Source organism: Roseateles sp. FW301-B2 (assembly GCF_058788955.1).
On record NZ_JBYTBE010000032.1, the window covers coordinates 25747 to 46708 of the forward strand.

A 20962-nucleotide genomic window follows, 5' to 3' on the forward strand; every position below is an offset into this window, starting at 1 on the left:
CGAGGGGGCTGAGATTGTGAGCACGAAGGGCAAGATACTCGTGGTCGATGACGACCGGCTGGTGTTGGCCACGCTGACGCATGGCCTCTCGCAGGCCGGCTACGAGGTGATCGACGCCGACAACGGCGACGACGCCATCCTGCTGGCGCGCGAGCATCGCCCCGACCTGGCCCTGCTGGACATCCGCATGGAAGGCATGAGCGGCTTCGACGTGGCCGCCTACCTGCGCGAGTACCTGCAGCTGCCCTTTATGTTTCTCTCCGCCTTTGCCGACGAGGACACCGTCGCCAAGGTGAAGGCGCTGGGCGCGGTGGCCTACCTGGTCAAGCCGCTGGACATCCACCAGATCGTGCCGGCCGTGGAGGCCGCGTTTGCCAAGCGTGGCGAGCGCAGCGCCGCGGCCGAGCGCCATGGAGCGGGAGCCGGTGGTAGCGGCGAGATCCTGGCCCAGGTGGTGCCGGTGGCGGTGGGCATCCTGATGCACCGCTATTCGCTCTCGCGCGACGAGGCGCTGGCACGGCTGCAAAAGCTGGCCGCGCACGAAACGCGCCCCTTGCCCGAGCAGGCGCTGCGGCTGATCGAAGCGGTGGAATTGCTGGCCCTGCCGGGCCACAGCTGATCAGGCCAGGGTAAAGAAGAAGCGCGCGCCGCCGCCCACCTCGGACTCGGCCCAGATGTCGCCACCATGGCGGCGCACGATGCGGCGCACCGAGGCCAGGCCCACGCCGGTGCCCTGGAAATCGCTGGCGCTGTGCAGACGCTGGAACACCTCGAAGAGGCGGTCGGCGAAGCGCATGTCGAAGCCGGCGCCGTTGTCGGCCACCATGAAGATGCGCTCGCCCTGCTCCAGCCGGGTCTCGAAGCGGATCTGCGCCAGCTCGCGCTTGCCGCTGTACTTCCAGGCATTGCCCAGCAGGTTCTCCAGCACCATGCGCAGCAGCGTCGGGTCGCCCTGCACCTGCATGCCGGGCTGCACATAGCACTCGATGGCGCGCTCGGGATTGGCGCGCTTCAACTCCTCCAGCACCAGGTTGGCCATCTGGCTGAGGTTGATGCCCTCGCGCTGCAGCGGCCGCGAGGACAGCTGGCTGAGCGAGAGCAGCGCGTCGATCATGCTGTTCATGCGCGTCGCCGCTCCCATCACGCGGTCGATATGGTCGTTGCCGATGCGGTCCAGCAGGCGGCCATAGTCCTCCTTCAGGATGCGCGCAAAGCCCTCCACCACGCGCAGCGGCGCGCGCAGATCGTGCGAGACCGTGTAGCTGAAGGATTCCTGGTCGGCGCGCGCCACCTCGGCCGCGTCCAGCGCCAGCGCCGCCGGCACCGAATCGGGCGCACCCTGCGGCCACAGGCTCAGCAGCTGCGCCGGGCCCGTGCCGTCCAGGCGCAGCGCGCTGGTGCACAGCCACCAATGGCCGCAGGCCACGCCGCTGTGCGCGCCCGGCTGCGCCAGCGCCTCGCGGATCTCGGCCGGCAGCGCATCCTGGCAGGCACCCCAGTTCAGGCCCAGCAGCTGCGCGGCCGGCCGCGCCATCAGCTGCGCCGCCACGTCGTTCAGATCGAGCAGCTTGACGCCATGGCCATGGCCATCGGTGGGCGTGCTGAGCAGCCAGGCGGGCCCGGGCATGGCTTGCAGCCAGGGCTGGGTGGCCGCCGGTGCGGATACCGGCGCGGCGGCGGGCGCGGCACTGGGCTCGGCGCCGGGCTTGTCGGATAGCGGCGCCGCGGTGCCGAGATAACCCGCAAAGCGGCCGCTGGCATCCAGGCAGACCTGGGCGCGCAGCAGCCAGCGCGCCGGCGTGCCGCCCGCCTCGCTGGCGCAGGCCTGCACCAGCACATCGTGCAGGGGCAGGTGCTGGTCCAGGCGTTCCTGCAGCGAGGCGCCGGGGCCGCTGTCCACCAGGGCAAAGCGCTCCCACAGCGACTGCGTGGCGGCCATGCCCACCCAGCTGGAACTGGGCGCCACCTGCGGCGCCTGCCAGCGCACCAGATGGTGCTCGGCATCGGTCTGCCATTGCCAGTGCGGCTGCAGCTGCGCCAGCAGCTGCGCATGCTGGCGCGCCTCGCGCAAGGCCTCGGTGAGGCGCGCGCGGGTCAGGCGCACCGCCACATGCCAGGTGGTAGCCACCGCGCCCAGCAGCAGCGCCACGCCGCAGACCAGGCCGATCACCAGCAGCCCCGAGCCGCTCTCTTCATGGCCCAGGTAGATGCCCAGGCTCAGCAGCAGCAGGCCCGCCAGCCACATCGCCAGCAGCCGCGGGCTGCCCCTGCTGGGGCGGCGGTCGGAGGCGGCTTCGCTGGGACGATTCATGTGAGCCATTGTAAGGACCACTCAAGTTCGCCCGCCGCATGCCGATCACGTCGTGTGGACCCGCATGACCTGACCCCGCCGGTCCACCTACAGGGACAGGCATAGAACACGCAATGACAAGACCCGAGCCCATCGAATGGAGCCCCGACGAGGAGCCCGCCGGCCACGCGCCGGCGCTGCTGCGTGCCTCGCCCGAAATCCAGGCGATCGCGGATCAGCTGCCGCTAGGCGTGCTGGTGATCGAGACCAGCGTGGCGCGCATCCTGCATCTGAACCGCGAGGCCGAGCGCCTGCTGGTGCTGCGCCGCGCCCAGGTACTGGGCCATGCGGCCAGCCAGCACCTGGACCCGGCGCTGGCCGAGCTGTGCCAGCCGGCCCGCTGGCGCCAGCTGGAGGGCGCACGCCAGGCCGGGCGCGAAGACCTGCGCCTGCAGACCGCCTTCGGGCTGCGCTGGCTGCAGGTGCAGCGCAGCCTGGTCAGCTGGGCCGGCGCGCGCCGCCCGGTCGGCCTGATCAGCCTGCAGGACGCCAGCGCCAAGCGCCAGCTCGAGCGGGCGCTGCAGGAAAGCGACACGCGTTTCCGCGAGGTCACGGACTCGGTGCGCGAATGCCTGTTCGTCACTACCCCCAACTGGGACCGCCTGCATTTCAGCTCGCCGCTGCTGCTTGACACCCTGGGCCTGACGCCCAGCGAGCTGCGCATGGGGCCGCAGCTGTTCGAGCAGCGCGTGCATCCCGACGACCGTGCGCTGTACGCCCGCCGCCTGCAGGCCCAGGCCGAGGGCCAGCCGAGCGACATGGTGCTGCGCATCCTGCACCCCGCCAAGGGCCTGCGCTGGGTGCGGCTGCGCACCCGGCTGCAGCCCCATGCCCATGGCCAGTCGCTGGTCTACGGCATCCTCGCCGACGTCAGCGACGAGCAGGCCCGCCAGGCCGAGCTGCAGCGCGCACGCGATCTGGCCGAGGCCGCCAGCCAGGCCAAGAGCGCCTTCATGGCCAATATGAGCCACGAGATGCGCACCCCCATGAACGGCATCATGGGCATGACCCAGCTGCTGCTCGGCACGCCGCTGCTGGACGAGCAGCGCGGCTACGCCCAGGCCGCCTACCGCAGCGCCGAGACCCTGCTGCGCCAGATCAACAATGTGCTGGACTTCGCCCAGGCCGAGTCGGGCCAGCTGGCGCTGGCGCTGGACGCCTGCTCGCCGCGCCTGCTGGCAGAGACGCTGCTCGCACAACATCAGCCGGCCGCGCATGCCAAGGGCCTGCAGCTGCTGCTCGAATGCGGCGAGGGCCTGCCGCTGGAAATCCAGGCCGATGAGCTGCGCCTGTCGCAGGTGCTCGACAAGCTGCTCGACAACGCCATCAAGTTCACCGCGCGCGGCGAGGTCAGGCTCAGGCTTGAGGCCGGCGCCGAGCAGCTGCATTTCCGCGTGCAGGACAGCGGCGTCGGCATGGCGGCCGAGGATCTGCCGCGTCTGTTCTCGGCCTTTACCCAGGGCAATGCCAGCCTGGCGCGCCCGCATGAGGGCAGCGGCCTGGGCCTGAGCATTGCGCAGGGCCTGGTCAAGCTGATGGGGGGGCAGATCGAGGCGCTCAGCACGCCGGGGCTGGGCTCCTGCATCACCGTGAGCCTGCCGCTGGCGGCGCCGACGGCGGAAATACCGGCAGCGGCGGGGTCGGCTCAGCGAACATCCGGATTGACGCCCTTTTCCGGACGCTCCATTCTTGTGGTCGAAGACAATGAGACCAATCAAGAAGTTATCCGAGAAATGCTGCTGCAGCTGGGTTGCCGTGTCCGCCTTTGTGCGGACGCGCTGAGCGGCTTGCAGGCATTGTGCGAGGAGCAGTTCGACCTGGTGATGATGGACATCCACATGCCGGGTATGGATGGGATGGAGGCCTTGAGCTGGTTCCGCAAGGGGCCGACGCAGCAGTTCAAGTTTCTGTGCCCGCCCAGCACCAAGGTGGTGGCGGTCACGGCCAACGCCCTGGACGGCGATGAACAGCGCTTGCGACAGCATGGCTTTGATGGCTACCTGCCCAAACCCGTCCGACAAAGCCAGTTGCTCGACATGCTCACGCTCAGCATTCCCGATGCCGCCTCGCCCACCGATGCCAATGCCGACCGCAGCCCGCTTGAGGGACGCACCATGACTTCCACACCAGAATCCACGCCCGGTGCGCCCGCCCTGCTGGACAGCCAGGCGCTGGCGCGTCTGCGCGAGCTCGACCCCGGCGGCAAGAACCAGCTGCTGCAGCGCGTCGTGCAGGCCTTCCTGAAGTCGCTGGAACGCCTGCTGCCCGAACTGGCCCAGGCCCGCGCCGGCGCAACGCTGGAGCTGGGCGCGGTGCGGCATGTGGCCCACACCCTAAAATCCTCCTCGGCCAGCCTGGGTGCCCTGGAGCTGTCAAGGCGTTGCGCCGATATCGAGGCGATGGTGCGCAACAACCAGTCCGAGGGCCTAGACTCCCTACTCGACGGCATGCAGGACGAGGTGGAACGTGTGCGCCATGCTCTCAGCGAGCTTTTGACGGGTCCGCAATGAATGCAGTAGATCAAAGCCTGGACGCCGACCTGCCCGAGCAGGCACGGGTGCTGCTGGTCGATGACGACGAGGTCAACCTCCTGCTCACGGCGATTGCCCTGCGCGAGCGCGGCTTCGACATCACCGAGGCCACCGGCGGCGCCGAGGCCCTGAAGGTGATTGGCGAATGGTCGCCCGACGTGATCGTGCTCGACGCCATGATGCCCGAGCTGGACGGCTTCGAGACCTGCCAGCGCCTGCGCGAGATGCCCGGCTTCGAATCCACCCCGGTGCTGATGCTCACCGGCCTGGACGACGATGCCTCCATCACGCGCGCCTACCAGGTGGGCGCGACCGACTTCTTCGTCAAGTCCACCCAGTGGAGCCTGCTGGCCGGGCGCCTGCGCTACCTGCTGCGCAGCTCGCGCACCCGCATCGAGCTGGAGCGCAGCAAGGCGCGGCTGGCGCGCGCGCAAGACCTGGCACGCATGGGCAGCTTCGAGTGGCACCGCGGCGTGGGCCACTTCACCCTCGCCAACGAGGCGCTGCGCGTGTTCGGCCATGGGCCGCATGAGCACCTGGACTTCATCAGCGTGATGCGCATGGTGCCGCGCGAGGAGCGCATGCTCTTCATGCGCCTGCTGCGCGACGTGATCGCGCACAACTCGGTGCTGGTGACGGACCTGCCGGTGACGCTGCTGGACGGGCGCTCGCGCGTCATCCACATCGAGGCCGAGCCCGAGTTCAACGAGCATGGCAACGCCAGCGGCTATACCGGCATCCTGCAGGATGTGACGGACCGCCGCATGGCCGAGGACAAGATCCGCCAGCTCGCCAATTTCGACGCCCTCACCGGCCTGCCGAACCGCCGCCAGCTGATCTGGCGCGCCGAGCGTGCCATCGAACAGGCGCGCCGCATGGGCCACGAGGTGGGCCTCTTGCTGATCGATCTGGACCGCTTCAAGGTCATCAACGATACCCTGGGCCATGCCGCCGGCGACGAGCTGCTGATGGAAGTGGGCCGACGCCTGCGCGCCTGCGTGCGCCATTCCGACCAGGTGATGGAAGGCATGCTCGAATCGGTGGGCGGGCGTTCGCACCGCACGCTCGAGGCGGTGGGCCGGCTGGGCGGCGACGAGTTCGTGGCCCTGCTGCCCGAGGTGGCCGACGAGCGCGATGCCGAGCGCGTGGCCCAGCGCGTGCTGGACGCGATGCGCGAGCCCATCTTCATCGCCGGCCAGGAATGCTTCGTCACCGCCAGCGTCGGCATCGCCATCTACCCGCGCGACGGCCTCACCATGGCCGACCTGCTGCGCAATTCCGACGTCGCCATGTACGCGGTGAAGAGCCAGGGCCGCAATGCCTCGGCGCTCTACACCCCCATGCTGGCGGGCCGCGGGCGCGAGAAGCTGGAGCTGGAATCGGCCCTGCACAAGGCCATCGAGCGCGACGAGATCGTGCTGCATTACCAGCCCAAGATCGATGTGCGCGGCGCCCGCATGGTGGGCGCCGAGGCGCTGATGCGCTGGCAGCGCGGCGACAAGCTGGTGCCGCCGGGCGACTTCATCCCGCTGGCCGAGGAAACCGGCCTGATCGTGCCGCTCTCCGAATGGGCGCTGCGCGAGGCGGCGCGCCAGGCCAAGGTCTGGCAGCTCAACTTCGGCTTCAGCGATTCGATCGCGGTGAACCTGCCGAACCGCCTGTTCGAGCGCTCCGATCTGGTCGAGCACATCCACCAATGCGTCAGCGCCTATGGCGTGCCGCACCGTGCGATCCAGCTGGAGATCACCGAGACCGGCCTGATGAAGGATTTGCAGAACGTCATCCCGGCCCTGCACCGCCTCAACGAGGTGGGCGTGGAGATCTCGATCGACGACTTCGGCACCGGCTATTCATCGCTGGCCTACCTCACCACCCTGCCGATCTCCGAGGTGAAGATCGACCGCAGCTTCGTGCGCGACCTGGGCATCACGCCGCAGAGCTCGGCGGTGGTCACGGCCATCATCGCGCTGGCGCGCTCGCTGGGCTTGCGCGTGATCGCCGAGGGCGTGGAGACGCTGCGCCAGATGGAGGTGCTGCACCGCCTGGGTTGCAGCGTGATGCAGGGCTTCCTCTTCAGCAAGCCGCTCGCGCCCGATGACCTGGAACGCTGGCTGGCCCAGACCGTGCTTCCGCGCAAGGCGCCCTGGATCGCCCAGGCCAGCGCGGAGGATGCCGCGACCGAACTGATGCGGCCCATCAGCGGCCAACGCTGATGGACGACACCAAACGCAATCCGCAGCCGCCGGCGCAACTGGCCAAGGGCGCGCTGCGCCGGCTGATGCTGGAGAAGCTCGAGCCCACGCCGGAAAACTACGCGCGCGCCTATGCCGCCGAGGCCGGCGACATGGCGCCGGCCGGCGCCAGCGACAACTGGCCCGAGCGCGGCCAGCCGGTGCTGGCCAAGCTGCTGGCGATCGGCGTGAGCGAGCTGCAGGCGCGCCAGGATCTCAATGCGATGCTGCGCGCGGGCCGCTGGGACGAGGCGCTCAAGGTGCTGGAGCGCATCCAGCAGAGCAGCGGCCCGGCGGTGATTGCCGACGCCATGGCCAGCGTCACCGAACGCCTGGTGCGCGGCCTGGAGCGCGGCGGCCGCCAATGGACGCTGGCGCGCAAGAAGGACGGCCTGGCGCGCGTGCTGGAAAGCAACCGCAACGATCCGCAGCGCCTCGTGAACCGGCTGCGCCAGCTGGTGGCGAGCTGGGACAGCGACGTCAGCGACGCCAGCATCGATACCGTGCAGGATGATGAACAGCCCGGTGGCACGCCCAGCCAGTTCTTCAGCGAGGAAGAACAGGCGCTGGACACCAGCGCGCCGCCCGCGGAGGGGCTGCAGGCCTGGCCGCAGCTGGGCCAGAGCCTGCACCAGACCATCCAGCATGCCCTGCCGGCGCTGGACGAGCGCGCCGACGCGCTCAAGCTGGAGCTGGAGGCCTGCCTGGCCGAGGTGCGCGCCCATGGCGCCACGCCGCAGCGCGCCGAGACCATGGAGGCGCTGTGCCTGCGCGCGCGCCGCATGCTGGACCACCGCCACCATCTGTTCGGCCAGCTGGGCGCGCTGTGCAAGGAGCTCAGCGCCAGCCTGGTGGAGCTGGCCGAGGACGACTCCTGGGCGCGCGGCCAATGCGAGGTGATGAACGAGGCGCTCGAGCAGGGCGTGAGCTCGCGCGTGGTGCGCATGGTGGACGAGATGCTGGGCGGCACGCGCCGGCGCCAGCGCGCGCTGCGCGAGGAGCGCCGCAAGGCGCGCGATTCGCTCAAGACCCTGATCCACCAGATGCTGGCCGAGCTGGCCGAACTGGGCCAGCACACCGACCGCTTCAGCGACAACGTGGGCCGCTATGCCGAGGTGATCGAGCGCGCCGACACGATCGAAAGCCTGGCCGGCGTGGTGCGCGAGATGGTGGAGGAAAGCCGCAGCGTGCAAAGCCTGGTGCAGGCCACCCAGGCGCGCCTGACCGGCGAGCATGAGCGCGCCTCCAGCCTCTCCAAGCGCGTGGACGAGCTGGAGGGCGAGCTGCGCAAGCTCTCCAGCGAGGTGCAGACCGACCAGCTCACCAAGATCGCCAACCGCCGCGGCCTGGAGGCCGCCTTCAACACCGAGCAGGCCAAGCTGGAACGCGAGGGCTCGGTGCTCGCGCTGGCCCTGCTGGACGTGGACAACTTCAAGAAGCTCAACGACACCCTGGGCCATGCGGCCGGCGACGTGGCGCTGAGCTCATTGGCCGCGCGCGTGACGCAGATGCTGCGCCCGGGCGACCTGGTGGCGCGCTACGGCGGCGAGGAATTCGTGCTGATGCTGCCGCGCACCCCGCTGGACGAGGCCCAGCAGGTGCTGACGCGCCTGCAGCGCTCGCTCTCCGCGGCGCTCTTCATGCACGAGGGCAAGGACGTGTTCGTGACCTTCTCGGCCGGCATCACGCTCTACCGCCTGGGCGAGAAACTCGAAGAGGCGCTGGACCGCGCCGACGAGGGGCTTTACGAGGCCAAGCGCACCGGCAAGAACCGCGCCTGCATCGTCGACTAGGCTCCCGCTAGAAGCCGAAGGCGAGGCGCAGCCCGCCCCAATGCCGGCCCTTCACCATGATGGGCGCCGAGGCCTCCTTGAGCAGCACGAACTTGCCGCCGCCCATGTCGCGGCGGTAGGTCTGCAGCAGGAAGGGCCGCTGGTTGCGCGCCGAGGCCAGGCCGGTGCGGTCGTTGAAGATGCGGCGGTAGCGGCTGTGCGCGGTGTTCCACACCACGTCGCCGGCACGCTGGGGCTGGCAATAACTCTTGTTGTGCGTGGCCACATAGCCGTTGCGGTCCACCGCGATGCAGTACACCACCTTGTCGCTGAGCTTGAGCAGGCGCTCCTGCACGGCCGGGAAGAGGCGGTCGGCGAGGCCGACGAAATCGGTCAGATGCTGCGGCGGGTTGGTGCCAGCGATGGGCTTGTAGCGCTCGTCGAACAGCTGGGCCTCGCTGATCTGGCGCGCGGCCAGGGCCTGCTCCAGCTGGTCGGCGATCTCGCGCGCCGCGGCCTGGGCGCCGCGGATATAGAGCGCGTCTTCCACTTCCACGCCCGAATCGGCGATGCGCTCGATCAGCTCCTCCGACAGGCGCAGGAAGCGGTCGCTGCAGGCGAAGGCGGCATCCAGATAGCGCATCGCCTGCTGCACCTCACGCTCCAGCTCGCCCGAGCGCTGCGCCAGCTGCAAGGTGGTCTGCTGGCTCTGCTGCGCCGAGCCGGCAATGCGGCCCACATCCTGTTCGACCTCGGCAAAGGCCTGGTGGATGCTGCTGCCACCACCACCGGCCGCATCGCTGCGCAATTCCTGGCTGAACTTGTCGACGCGCGCGTCCAGCTGCGCCACCGTGCCCATGATGGATTTGGAGGAACTCTCGACCTGGGCCGCCAGCGCCTTCACCGCATCGGCCACCACGCCGAAGCCGCGCCCGGCCTCGCCGGCACGCTTGGCCTCGACCGAGGCATTGAAGGCCACCAGCCGGGTCTGCAATGCGATCTTGGTGATCTCGGAGGCGGCGTCGGACACCTGGTGCAGGGTCTGCACGATGCCGCCCACCTCGTTGCCCACCTGCTCGAGGGCCTGGCGGGCACGCGTGACGGCGGCGCGGGTCAGGTCGGTGGCGGAGGCGATCGCCAGCTGCGACTGCTGCACCTGGCCCAGCTCGGTGGAAACGGCGGCCATGGCCTGGGCCTGGGCGGTGACGACCTTCTGGGTGTCTTCGAGCGCGCCGCGCACTTCGGCGGCGTCCTTGCCGAGCGAGGACATGCTGCGGGCGAGGTGCTGCACCAGCGATTGCGAAGAGGACGCAGCCCCGGGCTGCGCAGAGGCAGGCTCAGGCGCTAGCGCCGATTCCTTGCGGCGACTCCACTGCAACATTGCTGTCCCCCATGGTTCTGATCGCCGGCATTGTGGGGCCGGTCGTGCCGCAGAGCTGACGGGCAGCTTACCCGGCCAGCCGGGCGCTCACCACTCGCGCAATTTGACACGCAAACGCGCGATGGCCTGGCTGTGCAGCTGGCAGACGCGCGACTCGGTGACCTTGAGCACCGCGGCGATTTCCTTCAGGTTCATGTCGTGCTCGTAGTACATGCTCATCACGTACTGTTCGCGCTCCGGCAGGTTCTTGATGGCGGCCACCAGGGCCTGGCGCATGCGATGGTCCTGCAGCAGGGCCATCGGGTTGTTGCTGTCGTCGGCCACATGGCGGTCGAGGTAGTCCTCGTCGCCGTCGTCGCCGCTCATGTCTTCCAGGTAGACAAGCTGGGTGCCACGCACCTTGCCCAGCAATTCCTGGTACTCGGTCAGGCTCACGCCCATCTCGACGGCGATTTCCGATTCCTGCGGCGCGCGGCCCAGCTTCTGCTCCAGCTTGTGCACAGCCTGCTCGATGGTGCGCTGCTGACGGCGCGTGCCGCGGCTCATCCAGTCGCCGCCGCGCAGCTCGTCGAGCATGGCGCCGCGGATGCGCTGGGTGGCAAAGGTCTCGAACTGCACGCCCTGGCCCACGTCGAAGCGCGAGAGCGCGTCGGTGAGGCCGATCAGGCCGACCTGGATCAGATCGTCCAGCTCGACATTGGCCGGCAGCTTGGCAATCATCTGATGTGCCAGGCGTCGCACCAGCGGGCTGTACTGCTTGATCAGGGAGGAGTTGTCGAGGCGACCTTTGGCGGTATACATCATCGGCTCCAGCTTATCAGTTGGCGGCCATCACCAGGCCTTGGGCCGGGACGGTGGCTGGACGGCGCTGCCACATGGCGCGCGGACGCAGGGGCATGGCATCGGCGGCGGGTTCGGCCACCATGCCGGGCGGTGCGGCAATCAGGAGTTCACGTGCCAGATGGCGCAGCTCGGCGCTCATCGGGCTGCTGGCGGGCATGCGCGGGTCCAGGCAGGCCCAGTCGCGCAGCACGGCACCCAGGAAGCCGTCGCCGCAGCTGCTGATCTGCGCAGCGATGCGGTCGGCCAGGCGCAGCTGGGGCGAGCAGGCCAGCAGCAGGCTGTAGACCATCAGGCCGGCGCGTTGCGCCAGCCATTTCATGCCGGCATAGGCGTGGGTGACACTCATGGTGTCAGTATCCGCCAAGAGCACCGGGCGCACCTCACGCGAAGCCACCACGCGGGCCAGTTCGGCGGCACTTGCGTGCAAAAGCACCACATCGGCGTAGGGCGCGGCGTCGGTCACCACCTCCAGGAACTGGGCGGCCGAGCCGTTGGCGTTGATATAGCGCATCGGCAGGCCGCGCGCCGGCAGGTAGGAGACATGCTTGGACAGGCGCTCCACGCAGGAGGCCAGGTCCACCGCGGCCAGCTCGCCCGCCTGCGGCGCCTGCTCGCCGGCGTCGATCACCAGCGTGTGCAGGCCCAGCTCGGCGAAGGCCGCGCACAGGCCCTCCAGCAAGGCGCCGCCGCCCACCACATGGGGGTTGCTGACCACCGGCACGAAGCGCACGCGGGAGCTGGCGAAGAGCTTGCGCAGGCCGTCGGCCTGGTCTTGCGGGGGGGTGCTGTGGTCGCGCATGAGAGTCACCTGCTTGGGGTTACTTCTTGGTCTAGGGTTCAGTGGACGCCCATGGCGGCCGGGATGCCGGCGGCCAGCGCGGGGCCCCCTGCAAAAATCAGATTCACGTCGGCGTTGTCCATGCGCCAGGCGGCGGTGGGCTGGCTGCGCATGGCGCGCTGCACCAGCGCCTGGGCCGACAGGCGGTGCCAGTCTTCCGGCACGCGCTGGCCATTGGCCACGCCGATGATGCGCAGCTTGTGGCGGATCATGGTGTCCAGCGCCGGGCCGAGCTTGACGGCCTCGTCGATCTTGGAGAGCACCACGCCCTGGCATTCGCTGGCGCGCCAGGCGGCCACCACGTCGTCGATGGTCTCGCCCTGCTGGGCCGCATTCACCACCAGGATCTTCTTCACGCTGGCGTGGGCCAGCATGTCCAGCAGCTCGCGGGTGCGGGTGTCGCGCTGGGCCATGCCCGCGGTGTCGATCAGCACCATCTTCTTGGCGCTGAGCAGCTCCAGCAGGTCTTCCAGCGAGGCGCGGTCATGTGCGGTATGCACCGGCACGCCGAGGATGCGGCCGTAGGCGCGCAGCTGCTCGTGCGCGCCGACCCGGTAGGCGTCCAGCGTGATCAGGCCCAGCTGGCCGGCACCATGGCGGGTGGCAAAGGCGGCGGCGATCTTGGCGGTGGTGGTGGTCTTGCCCACGCCGGTGGAGCCGATCATGGCGAACACGCCGCCCTGCTCTTCCAGCGCCGGCATGGCCTCGTCGGTGAGCAGATTGCGCGCCAGCACATTGGCGGCCCATTGGTTCTCGTCGGGCGAGCCGGTCTTGTCCTCGGCCAGATGAGCGGGGCAGCCTTCCACCAGCTTGCGCACCAGGGCGGGCGAGAAGCCCACTTCCAGCAGGCGCTGGGTCAGGCGCGCCTGGGCCGGCTGGCGCTGCAGCTTCTCCATGAAGGCCAGGGCACCAAAGCGCTCCTCGATCATGCCCTTCATCGAGCGCAACTCGTTCATCATGTCCTGCTGGTCGCGGCGCGAGGCGCTCGGGATGTCCGACAGGCTGGGCATCTCGGTGAGGGCCTGGCGCACATCGGGCACGCGGATCTCGTCGCGCAGCACCGGCGGCACGCGCGGTGCAGCGGCCTGCGGCGCGCTGCCGCTGTCGACGCGGCGGGCATTCATGGCCTGCATGGCGGCCTGGGCGCGCTGCTGGCGGAGCGCGGCCAGCGAGCTGACGCCCTCGGCCTCCACCGGGTCGGCGGCGCGATCGTCCAGCATCGGGTCGGCCAGCATCGGATCCTGCTGACCCTGCAGCTCGGCCTGGCGGCGCTTGAGCATGCGCTCGCGCACATAGTCCTGGAAGGACAAGGTGCTCATCGCCAGCGTGTTCACGTCCTCGTTGACCTCGTTGCCGAAGCCGGGCTCGTGGCGCTCGGCCAGGCGGGCGGCGAGCCGGCCGCGCGGGGCTTCTGCGGGGGCCTGGGGCTGGATCTGGGCCTGGGCCGGGCGCGCGGCGACGCGGCTGGGGCTGCTGACGCGCGGTGCCGTGGCGGCCACGCGCTCGATCTGCGACATGCCCTCGGGGGCCATCGCCAGCACCTCCACGCCTTCGGCGCAGGGCTTGTTGGAGAGCACCACGGCGTCGTCACCGAAAGCCTGGCGCACCAGGGCCATGGCCTCGCGGGAGGTGCGGGCGGTAAAGCGCTTCACATTCATGCCGTGCCTCCGATGATCGAACCGATGCGTATCGTGTGGGTTTCGGGAATTTCGCTATGGCCCAGCACCTTCAGGCGCGGGGCGGCACGGCGCAGCAGGCGCGCCATCGGCGCCCGGATCAGGTCGGGCACCAGCAAGCAGGCGGGCACGCCGCGCTCTTCCTGGGCCTGGGTGTTCTCGGCGGCGCTGCGCGCCAGGGTGTCGGCCACGCCGGGGTCCAGTGCGGCGCCATGGGGCGAGTTCAGGGCCTGGGTCACCAGGCGCTCCAGCTCGGGTTCCAGCGCGATCACGTCCAGCTCCTTCACCGGGCCATAGATCTGCTGCACGATGGCTGGCGCGATATGGGTGCGGATGCGGCGGGCCAGCTCGGCCGGGTCGCTGATGGCGCCGGGGCCGGCCGCGTTCTCGGCGATCGATTCGACGATGGAGCGCATATCGCGGATGTGCACGCCCTCTTCCAGCAGCAGCTGGAGAACTCGTTGCAGGGTAGCGATGCCGACCATTTTGGGTATCACGTCTTCGATCAGTTGCGGTTGCAGCTTGGTGAGGTGGTCCACCAGTTGCTGCGTCTCCACCCGGCCCAGCAAACGGGCCGCGTGGACTTGCATCAAGTGTGAGAGATGGGTGGCAATCACGGTCGAACAATCAACCACGGTAAATCCCGCCATTTGGGCCATATCCCGCTGGCGGTCTTCGATCCACACCGCCGGCAGGCCGAAGGCCGGATCGGTGGTCTGGGTGCCGATCAGGCGCTGGGTGGCGTGGCCGGGGTTGATCGCCAGCCACATGCCGGGATAGGCCTCGGCCTCGCCGATGACGGCGCCGCGCAGGGTCAGGCGGTACTGGCTGGGGCGCAGCTCCAGGTTGTCGCGGATATGCACGGCCGGTGGCAAAAAGCCGACTTCCTGCGCGAACTTGCGGCGAACGCCCTTGATACGCGAGAGCAGATCGCCCTCTTTGTTCTTGTCCACCAGGGTGATGAGGCGGTAACCGACCTCCAGACCCAGGGTGTCCACCGGCACCAGATCGTCCCAGCTGGCCTCGGCGTTCTCGATCGGTGCGGCCACCGGCGCCGGCGCCTTGGCCTGGGCGGCGGCCGCCTGCTGCTTGGTGCGCAGCCACCAGGCCAGATAGCCCATGCTGGATGCGATCAGCAGGAACACCAGATGTGGCATGCCCGGGATCAGGCCCAGCATGCCGATCACGCCGGCGGTGATGGCCAGGCTCTTGGCCGAGCCGAACACCTGGCGGCCGATCATGGTGCCGATGTCCTTGTCCTTGCCGACGCGCGACACCACCATGGCGGCGGCCACCGAGATCAAGAGCGCCGGCACCTGGGCCACCAGCGCGTCACCGACGGCCAGCAGGATGTAGGAATTGGCCGCCTGGCCGGCCGTGAGGCCGTGCTGGGCCACGCCGATGATGAAGCCGCCGACGATGTTGATGAAGAGGATCAGGATGCCGGCCACGGCGTCGCCGCGCACGAACTTGCTGGCACCGTCCATGGAGCCGAAGAAGTCGGCTTCGTCGCTGAGCTCGGCGCGGCGGCGCTTGGCCTCCTTCTCGTCGATCAGGCCCGCGTTCAGGTCGGCATCCACCGCCATCTGCTTGCCGGGCATCGCGTCCAGGGTGAAGCGCGCGCCCACCTCGGCGATGCGCTCGGCGCCCTTGGTGACGACGATGAAGTTGATCACCACCAGGATGGCGAACACGATCAGGCCGACCGCGAAATTGCCGCCGATCAGGAAATGGCCGAAGGACTCGATCACCTTGCCGGCCGCGCCGGTGCCGGTATGGCCCTCCAGCAGCACCACGCGGGTGGAGGCCACGTTGAGCGAGAGCCGCATCAGGGTGGTGAGCAGCAGCACGGTCGGGAAGGCGGCGAAGTCCAGCGGCCGCAGCATATGCGCCGCCACCATCATCACCATCACCGCCATCGCGATATTGAAGGTGAACAGCAGATCCAGCGCAAAGGGCGGCAGCGGCAGCACCATCATCGACAGGATCAGGATCACCGCCAGCGGCGCACCCAGGGCACCGATGACCGCGGCGCGGGGGCCCAGGAGGGCCTGCAGTTGAGCGATCAGCGCGTTCATGCTTGTTCAAACTCCAGGTCGTCGTCGCTCATCGGAACGGGCTTGTTCAAGGGGTCCAGCTCGGGCGGCACATGCGGGTTCGGCTGCTGCTGCGGCGCGGTGCCGCGGCCGGCCATGGCGGCGCGCAGCTGGAACACATAGGCCAGCACCTGGGCCACCGCGGCAAACAGCGCGGCCGGGATCTCGCGGTCCAGCTCGGCATGGGCGTAGAGCGCGCGCGCCAGCATCGGCGACTGCAACACCGGCACCTTGGATTCTTTGGCCAGATCGCGGATCTTGAAGGCCAGGGTGTCGGCCCCCTTGGCCACCACCTTGGGCGCGGCCATGCTGGCCTCGTCGTACTTCAGCGCGACGGCGAAGTGGGTCGGGTTCATCACCACCAGGTCGGCGGTGGGGACGGCGGCCATCATGCGGCGCTTGGCCATCTCGCGCATCTTGGCGCGCATCTTGGCCTTCATCTCCAGATTGCCCTCGACCTCCTTCATTTCCTGCTTCACTTCCTCGCGGGACATGCGCAGGCGCTTCATGTAGGACTGGTACTGCAGCGGCACGTCGATGAGGGCGAACAGCGCCAGCGCGATGCCCAGCATGCCCAGGCCCGACATCAGCTGCTGCCCCGCATAGGCCAGCGCCGCCGGCAGCGGCACCGACATGATGCCCACGTAGGCGGCGATGCGGTCCTTCAGCACCAGCGCGCCGACCACGCCCAGCACCAGGGCCAGCAGGCAGGCCTTGAGCGCCTGGCCCAGGCCCTGCCACTGGAACAGCCGGCCCAGGCCGGCGATCGGGTTGAGGTGCGAGAACTTCGGCGTGAGCGGCTTGAAGGTCATGTTCCAGCCGCCCAGGGCCAGATTGCTGGCCACCGCAGCCAGGCTCAGCACCCCGCCCACCGGCAAGATCACCAGCAGAGCGCGCATGCCCAAGTCGGCAAGGCGCTCGCCCATGAAGCCCGGCCGCGCCAGCAGCTGCGCGTCGAAGCGCAGGCCCTCGCGCACCAGTTGCTGCATCCAGTCCAGTGCCTCCGGGGCGCCGGCGGTGAGCATCACGCCGGCGGTGACCATCATGGCGAAATGCACCAGATCACGCGAACGCGGCAGCTGGCCCTCGGCCCGAGATCGTTTGATCTTCTTGGCTGAGGCCGGTAAGTTTCTGTCTTGTGCGTCTTGGTCGGCCATGGCGGGATGCACGCGAGAAGCGCGTGCCGCCATCTTGGCCGTTCAGGGCCGGAACTTGAGCGAGAAAAGCGGGGGCTTTTGCCCTGTCATTCGTGCTGACAGGACGGCAAATAGCAGAGCCCGCCGGGCGTTGCGCACGGCGGGCTCCGGGAACGGTCGAAAATCAGAAACCCAGGCTGGCGAGCAGATCGTCCACTTCGCCCTGGTTGCTCACCACATCGGTGCGCCCCTCGGGGTTGACCACGGGGCCCTGCAGGATGTTGGGGTCCACCTTCTCGCGCTGCTCGGGCGGCACCACCGAGACCAGCAGCTTCACCAGGCTGTCTTCCAGATCATTGGCCAGGGTTACGACCTTGGCGACCACCTGACCGGTGAGGTCATGGAAGTCCTGCGCCATCATGATGTCGGTCAGATGCTGGTCGATATGCGAGGTGGACGACTCCACCTGCTTGACGAAATTGAACACCGCGCCGCTCGCCACCGCCTTGACCGGGTCGGCGGTGATGGCCTTGGCCATCTCGGCGGTGGCCGAGGTGATGCGGGCATGCTCGGCCTTGGCCTGGTCGACCGAGTTCAGCACCTTGTTGGCGGCCTCGGCCGTCTTGGTGGCGATATAGCTCAGGCGGCTGCGCGCGTCGGGCAGGCCGTCGGTGGCCACCTGCAGCTTGGGCATCACGCCCAGCTGCTGCATGGTGTCGTGCAGCACGCGCGTGATGGTGCCGATCTGCTGGAATACCTCGGGCGAGACCGTCAGCGGGTCGGTGCCGGTATGCAGCTTGGCCAGTTCTTCCATTTTCATAAGAGGCTCCTGGAAGAAAGGGTTCAGGCCGCGGCGGCCAGCTTTTGCATGATCTTCTGGACTTTTTCTTCCAGGGTGGCCTTGGTGAAGGGCTTGACGATATAGCCGGCCGCGCCGCTCTGGGCCGCCAGCACGATGTCTTCCTTGCGGGCCTCGGCCGTCACCATCAGCACCGGCAGATGCTTCAGATTGGGATCTTCCTTGATGGCCTTGAGCAGTTCGAAGCCCGTCATATTGGGCATGTTGATGTCGCTGACCACGAAGTCGTACTTCGACTGCTTCAGCATGTTCAGCGCTTCCACGCCATCCTCAGCCTCTTCGGCGTTGTTGTAGCCGATCTCCTTCAGCAGACCGCGCACGATACGGCGCATGGTCGAGAAGTCATCGACGATCAGAAATTTCATGTCAGTGCTCATGGCATTCCTCGCAGGGGCTAGAGGGTCTTATCGGGTCGTGGCTGGAGAACTTGAGCCATTATTAGCGGAGGCGGCGGCTTGTGGTGCATCGGCGCCCTCTTCCTCCTCATCCGTCACGTTTTTCAGCACGGCATCCTCGGCGTCCCGGTTCATCACGATGATGGAAATGCGCCGATTCAGCGCGCCCTCGGGGTTCTTGGGCTCGAGCAGCTTGCTCGACGCCAGCCCTTGCACGCGCAGCATGCGCGCATCCGCCAAGCCGCCGGCCACCAGTTCGCGCCGCGAGGCATTGGCGCGGTCGGCCGAGAGCTCCCAGTTGCTGTAGCCGCGATGCCCCTCTGGGAAGGGCACGGCGTCGGTGTGGCCTTCGATGGTGAGGCGGTTCGGCACCTCGGTGAGCACATTGCCGAGCTCGCGCAGCAGCTCGCGCATATAGGGCTTCACCACCGCGCTGCCGCTGTCGAACATGGGGCGGTTGTTCTCGTCCACGATCTGGATGCGCAAGCCCTCCTTGGTCATGTCCAGGCGGATCTGGCCGCCCAGCGCCGCCAGCTTCGGGTTGTTGGCCAGCACTTCCTTGACCTTGTCCTTGAGCTGCTCGAGCCGCGTGCGCTCGGCGCGGCGCTGCTCTTCCTTGAGTGCGCGCAGATTGACGGTGTGGCGGCGCGCCTCGACATCGCCGGACTTGACCTGGCCGCCCTGGCGGGTCAGATCCAGGCCGCCGCCCTTCACCACATGCGAGGCGTCGCCGGAACCCGAGCCACCGGCCATCGACACCTTCAGCGGCGAGGAGAAATAGTCGGCAATGCCCTTCTTGTCGCCGTCGGTGGTGGAGCCCAGCAGCCACATCAGCAGGAAGAAGGCCATCATGGCCGTCACGAAGTCCGCATAGGCGATCTTCCAGGCGCCGCCATGGGCGGCATGGCCGCCCTTCTTGACGCGCTTGATGATGATGGGTTGGAGCTTTTTTGCGTCGCCGGCCATGGCCTGGTGCCTACTTCTTCTTCACGTGCGTTTCGAGCTCGATGAAGGTCGGGCGCTCGGTGGAGTACAGCACCTTGCGGCCGAACTCGATCGCCACCTGGGGTGCGTAGCCCTGCATGGAGGCCAGCAAGGTGGTCTTGATGCATTGCAGCTCCTTGCCGCCCTCGTCCACCTTGGACTCCAGCAGGCCGGCGAGCGGCTCGGCAAAGGCGTAGGCCAGCAGAATGCCCAGGAAGGTACCCACCAGGGCCGAGCCGATCATGCCGCCCAGCACCGCGGGCGGTTGGCCCACCGAACCCATGGTGTTCACCACGCCCAGCACCGCGGCCACGATGCCGAAGGCCGGCAGGCCGCCGGCGAGGCGTTGCAGGGCCTGCACCGCGGCATGGGCCTCGTGATGATGGGTCTCGATCTCGCTGTCCATCAGCGATTCGATCTCATGCGCGTTCAGATTGCCCGACACCATCATGCGCAGGTAGTCGGTGATGAACTCGGCCACATGGTGGTCATTGCCCACTGCCGGATATTTCTGGAACAGCGGCGAGCTGTGCGGGTCCTCGACGTCCTTCTCGATCGACATCAGGCCCTCCTTGCGGGCCTTCTGCAGGATGTCGTAGAGCAAGGCCAGCAGCTCCATATAGCGCGCCTTGGTGTACTTGCTGCCCTTGAAGCAGTCGCCCAGGCCCTTGGCCGTGGCCTTCATGGTCTTCATCGGGTTGGTGGCCAGCATCGCGCCGATGGCCGCGCCGAAGATGGTGGTCATCTCGAAGGGCAAGGCGTGCAGCACCACGCCGATATTGCCACCGTGCGCGATGAACACACCGAAGATGCAGGCCATGGCGATGGCCCAGCCGATGATTACGAACATGAGTTGTGGCCTATGGGGTTACCCGACCGCTGCGGCAACAGCTGGAGCCGCGCGGATGGTCGATTCCCTGCCTTATCGGCCCGAAATCCCTGCGCTTGAGTGTGCCGCGCGGCACCGGGCCCAATGCGATCAACACCAGGGCATTCGCCCCATAAAAGAAAACGGCGGGTCCCAACTCGGGGAACCGCCGCAAAGCACAGAGGCTGTGCTAGGAGGAGACAAGCAAGAAAGTGTTCAAGGCCGCGCCGGCAACTGGTAGACCCAGAGACGGCGCGCGCTGCCGGCTTGCAGTTGAGCATATGGCGCGACGCCAGGGATTGCAAAGTCCAGACTCACCAGGACGCTGCCAGCGTGCATTTCTTGGCAGGCCTTGGCCCAGGCGCGCGGCATCGACTCCGGGCGCTGGAACAGATAGACGAGCGCAAAGCCGCTCCAGTCCTCGGCCCACATATCGCCGCGCCGCACCGTGGCCCAGGGGCATCGCAGCGCCGCCAACCAGGCCCAGGGCCGGCTCCACTCCACGCCATGGATGCGCGCAGCGGGATAGGCGCGGCGCAGGGCGCGCAGGCCATCGCCGACGCCACAGCCGGCATCCAGCACCAGGGCGTCGGGGCGCAGCGCAATCCGCGCCGGCAGATCTTGCAGGGCGGCATGCGGGGTCGGAAACAATGGCGCGTCCTGCCAGGCACGGCGCGGATAGGCCAGCACCAGCAGCGCCAGGGCCGCCAGCCAGCCCCAGCCGGGCAGGCTCAGGCCGGGGCTGCTGAGCAGCAGGGAGAGCGGAAAGCCGCCGGCCACCATCAGGCGGCGCCAGCGCGGGCCATGGGGCAAGGCCAGTGCCAGGCCCAGCAGCACCGCCCCCACCATGGCCAGCGTGACCTGCCAGGGGCGGAGCAGCAGATAGACGGCCCAGCAGCCGGCCCAGCTCAGCAGCGCCGGCAGCGGCCAGCGCAGCAGCCAGGCCAGGCGCGGGGCCAAGCCGGTGGCAGCGGAGACGGGCAAGGCGGGCACGCTTGCCGT

At 68.5% G+C, this 20962-nt stretch carries 16 protein-coding genes; 4 read left to right on the forward strand and 12 right to left on the reverse strand.

Translation table 11 applies throughout. From position 1 onward, the window contains the following. Nucleotides 1-16: 16 nt before the first annotated feature. Entirely contained in the window at nt 17-619 is a 603-nt protein-coding gene (locus tag AC3WQY_RS19290; protein WP_492710151.1) for an ANTAR domain-containing response regulator, read from the forward strand. Here the strand turns inward: AC3WQY_RS19290 and AC3WQY_RS19295 are convergent, their stop codons facing one another. Continuing rightward, nucleotides 620-2311 carry a sensor histidine kinase gene (locus AC3WQY_RS19295; protein WP_492710152.1) on the reverse strand — a complete coding sequence of 564 codons (1692 nt, stop codon included), beginning with the start codon at nt 2309-2311 and terminating at the stop codon, nt 620-622. It lies immediately after the preceding gene. Nucleotides 2312-2424: 113 nt separating this feature from the next. On the opposite strand from AC3WQY_RS19295, the gene AC3WQY_RS19300 reads away from it, so the two are divergent. Genes AC3WQY_RS19300 through AC3WQY_RS19310 form a run of 3 tightly spaced genes read left to right on the forward strand, consistent with a single transcriptional unit; the run spans nt 2425 to nt 8905 of the window. Continuing rightward, on the forward strand, nt 2425-4860 hold the full coding sequence (locus AC3WQY_RS19300; RefSeq protein ID WP_492710154.1) for an ATP-binding protein: 2436 nt from the start codon (nt 2425-2427) through the stop codon (nt 4858-4860). Then, entirely contained in the window at nt 4857-7094 is a 2238-nt protein-coding gene (locus AC3WQY_RS19305) for a two-component system response regulator (RefSeq protein ID WP_285231391.1), read from the forward strand. Before AC3WQY_RS19300 ends, AC3WQY_RS19305 begins: the two co-directional genes overlap by 4 nt. Next, on the forward strand, nt 7094-8905 hold the full coding sequence (locus AC3WQY_RS19310; RefSeq protein WP_492710155.1) for a GGDEF domain-containing protein: 1812 nt from the start codon (nt 7094-7096) through the stop codon (nt 8903-8905). Before AC3WQY_RS19305 ends, AC3WQY_RS19310 begins: the two co-directional genes overlap by 1 nt. Before the next feature lie 7 nt (nt 8906-8912). On the opposite strand, the gene AC3WQY_RS19315 is transcribed toward AC3WQY_RS19310, so the two are convergent. From AC3WQY_RS19315 to AC3WQY_RS19365, 11 genes are all read right to left on the reverse strand, one after another. Beyond that, nucleotides 8913-10154, reverse strand: coding sequence for a methyl-accepting chemotaxis protein (locus AC3WQY_RS19315; protein WP_492710157.1), 1242 nt, complete (start codon nt 10152-10154; stop codon nt 8913-8915). 198 nt (nt 10155-10352) lie between these two features. Then, on the reverse strand, nt 10353-11066 hold the full coding sequence (locus AC3WQY_RS19320; protein WP_285235608.1) for an RNA polymerase sigma factor FliA: 714 nt from the start codon (nt 11064-11066) through the stop codon (nt 10353-10355). Between the two features lie 16 nt (nt 11067-11082). Beyond that, nucleotides 11083-11907 carry a MinD/ParA family ATP-binding protein gene (locus AC3WQY_RS19325; protein WP_492710158.1) on the reverse strand — a complete coding sequence of 275 codons (825 nt, stop codon included), beginning with the start codon at nt 11905-11907 and terminating at the stop codon, nt 11083-11085. Nucleotides 11908-11945: 38 nt separating this feature from the next. Then, nucleotides 11946-13604, reverse strand: coding sequence for a flagellar biosynthesis GTPase FlhF (flhF, locus tag AC3WQY_RS19330; RefSeq protein ID WP_492710160.1), 1659 nt, complete (start codon nt 13602-13604; stop codon nt 11946-11948). Further along, complete coding sequence (flhA, locus tag AC3WQY_RS19335) at nt 13601-15700, reverse strand: flagellar biosynthesis protein FlhA (protein ID WP_492710162.1); 2100 nt, start codon at nt 15698-15700, stop codon at nt 13601-13603. Before flhA ends, flhF begins: the two co-directional genes overlap by 4 nt. Then, complete coding sequence (locus AC3WQY_RS19340) at nt 15697-16875, reverse strand: EscU/YscU/HrcU family type III secretion system export apparatus switch protein (protein WP_492710163.1); 1179 nt, start codon at nt 16873-16875, stop codon at nt 15697-15699. Before AC3WQY_RS19340 ends, flhA begins: the two co-directional genes overlap by 4 nt. A 163-nt stretch (nt 16876-17038) precedes the next feature. Beyond that, nucleotides 17039-17674: a protein phosphatase CheZ gene (locus AC3WQY_RS19345; RefSeq protein WP_285231384.1), complete on the reverse strand. Its 636-nt coding sequence runs from the start codon at nt 17672-17674 to the stop codon at nt 17039-17041. 23 nt (nt 17675-17697) lie between these two features. Next, the gene (cheY, locus tag AC3WQY_RS19350; protein WP_285231383.1) at nt 17698-18090 is read right to left on the reverse strand and encodes a chemotaxis response regulator CheY; all 393 of its coding nucleotides are present in this window, start codon (nt 18088-18090) and stop codon (nt 17698-17700) included. Between the two features lie 27 nt (nt 18091-18117). Beyond that, nucleotides 18118-19074 (reverse strand): flagellar motor protein MotB, encoded by a 957-nt coding sequence (gene motB / locus AC3WQY_RS19355; RefSeq protein WP_285231382.1) that lies wholly within the window; start codon nt 19072-19074, stop codon nt 18118-18120. A gap of 10 nt (nt 19075-19084) precedes the next feature. Further along, complete coding sequence (gene motA, locus AC3WQY_RS19360; protein ID WP_285231381.1) at nt 19085-19942, reverse strand: flagellar motor stator protein MotA; 858 nt, start codon at nt 19940-19942, stop codon at nt 19085-19087. Nucleotides 19943-20176: 234 nt separating this feature from the next. After that, the gene (locus AC3WQY_RS19365) at nt 20177-20944 is read right to left on the reverse strand and encodes a class I SAM-dependent methyltransferase (protein WP_492710166.1); all 768 of its coding nucleotides are present in this window, start codon (nt 20942-20944) and stop codon (nt 20177-20179) included. Nucleotides 20945-20962: the final 18 nt, after the last annotated feature.

What these genes read in the sequence shown, in the direction of transcription:
- AC3WQY_RS19295 (WP_492710152.1), bottom strand. Translation starts at nt 2,311, where the DNA reads ATGAATCGTCCCAGCGAAGCCGCCTCCGACCGCCGCCCCAGCAGGGGC.
- AC3WQY_RS19300 (WP_492710154.1), top strand. Translation starts at nt 2,425, where the DNA reads ATGACAAGACCCGAGCCCATCGAATGGAGCCCCGACGAGGAGCCCGCC.
- AC3WQY_RS19305 (WP_285231391.1), top strand. Translation starts at nt 4,857, where the DNA reads ATGAATGCAGTAGATCAAAGCCTGGACGCCGACCTGCCCGAGCAGGCA.
- AC3WQY_RS19310 (WP_492710155.1), top strand. Translation starts at nt 7,094, where the DNA reads ATGGACGACACCAAACGCAATCCGCAGCCGCCGGCGCAACTGGCCAAG.
- AC3WQY_RS19315 (WP_492710157.1), bottom strand. Translation starts at nt 10,154, where the DNA reads ATGTCCTCGCTCGGCAAGGACGCCGCCGAAGTGCGCGGCGCGCTCGAA.
- AC3WQY_RS19320 (WP_285235608.1), bottom strand. Translation starts at nt 11,066, where the DNA reads ATGTATACCGCCAAAGGTCGCCTCGACAACTCCTCCCTGATCAAGCAG.
- AC3WQY_RS19325 (WP_492710158.1), bottom strand. Translation starts at nt 11,907, where the DNA reads ATGCGCGACCACAGCACCCCCCCGCAAGACCAGGCCGACGGCCTGCGC.
- flhF (WP_492710160.1), bottom strand. Translation starts at nt 13,604, where the DNA reads ATGAATGTGAAGCGCTTTACCGCCCGCACCTCCCGCGAGGCCATGGCC.
- flhA (WP_492710162.1), bottom strand. Translation starts at nt 15,700, where the DNA reads ATGAACGCGCTGATCGCTCAACTGCAGGCCCTCCTGGGCCCCCGCGCC.
- AC3WQY_RS19340 (WP_492710163.1), bottom strand. Translation starts at nt 16,875, where the DNA reads ATGGCCGACCAAGACGCACAAGACAGAAACTTACCGGCCTCAGCCAAG.
- AC3WQY_RS19345 (WP_285231384.1), bottom strand. Translation starts at nt 17,674, where the DNA reads ATGAAAATGGAAGAACTGGCCAAGCTGCATACCGGCACCGACCCGCTG.
- cheY (WP_285231383.1), bottom strand. Translation starts at nt 18,090, where the DNA reads ATGAGCACTGACATGAAATTTCTGATCGTCGATGACTTCTCGACCATG.
- motB (WP_285231382.1), bottom strand. Translation starts at nt 19,074, where the DNA reads ATGGCCGGCGACGCAAAAAAGCTCCAACCCATCATCATCAAGCGCGTC.
- motA (WP_285231381.1), bottom strand. Translation starts at nt 19,942, where the DNA reads ATGTTCGTAATCATCGGCTGGGCCATCGCCATGGCCTGCATCTTCGGT.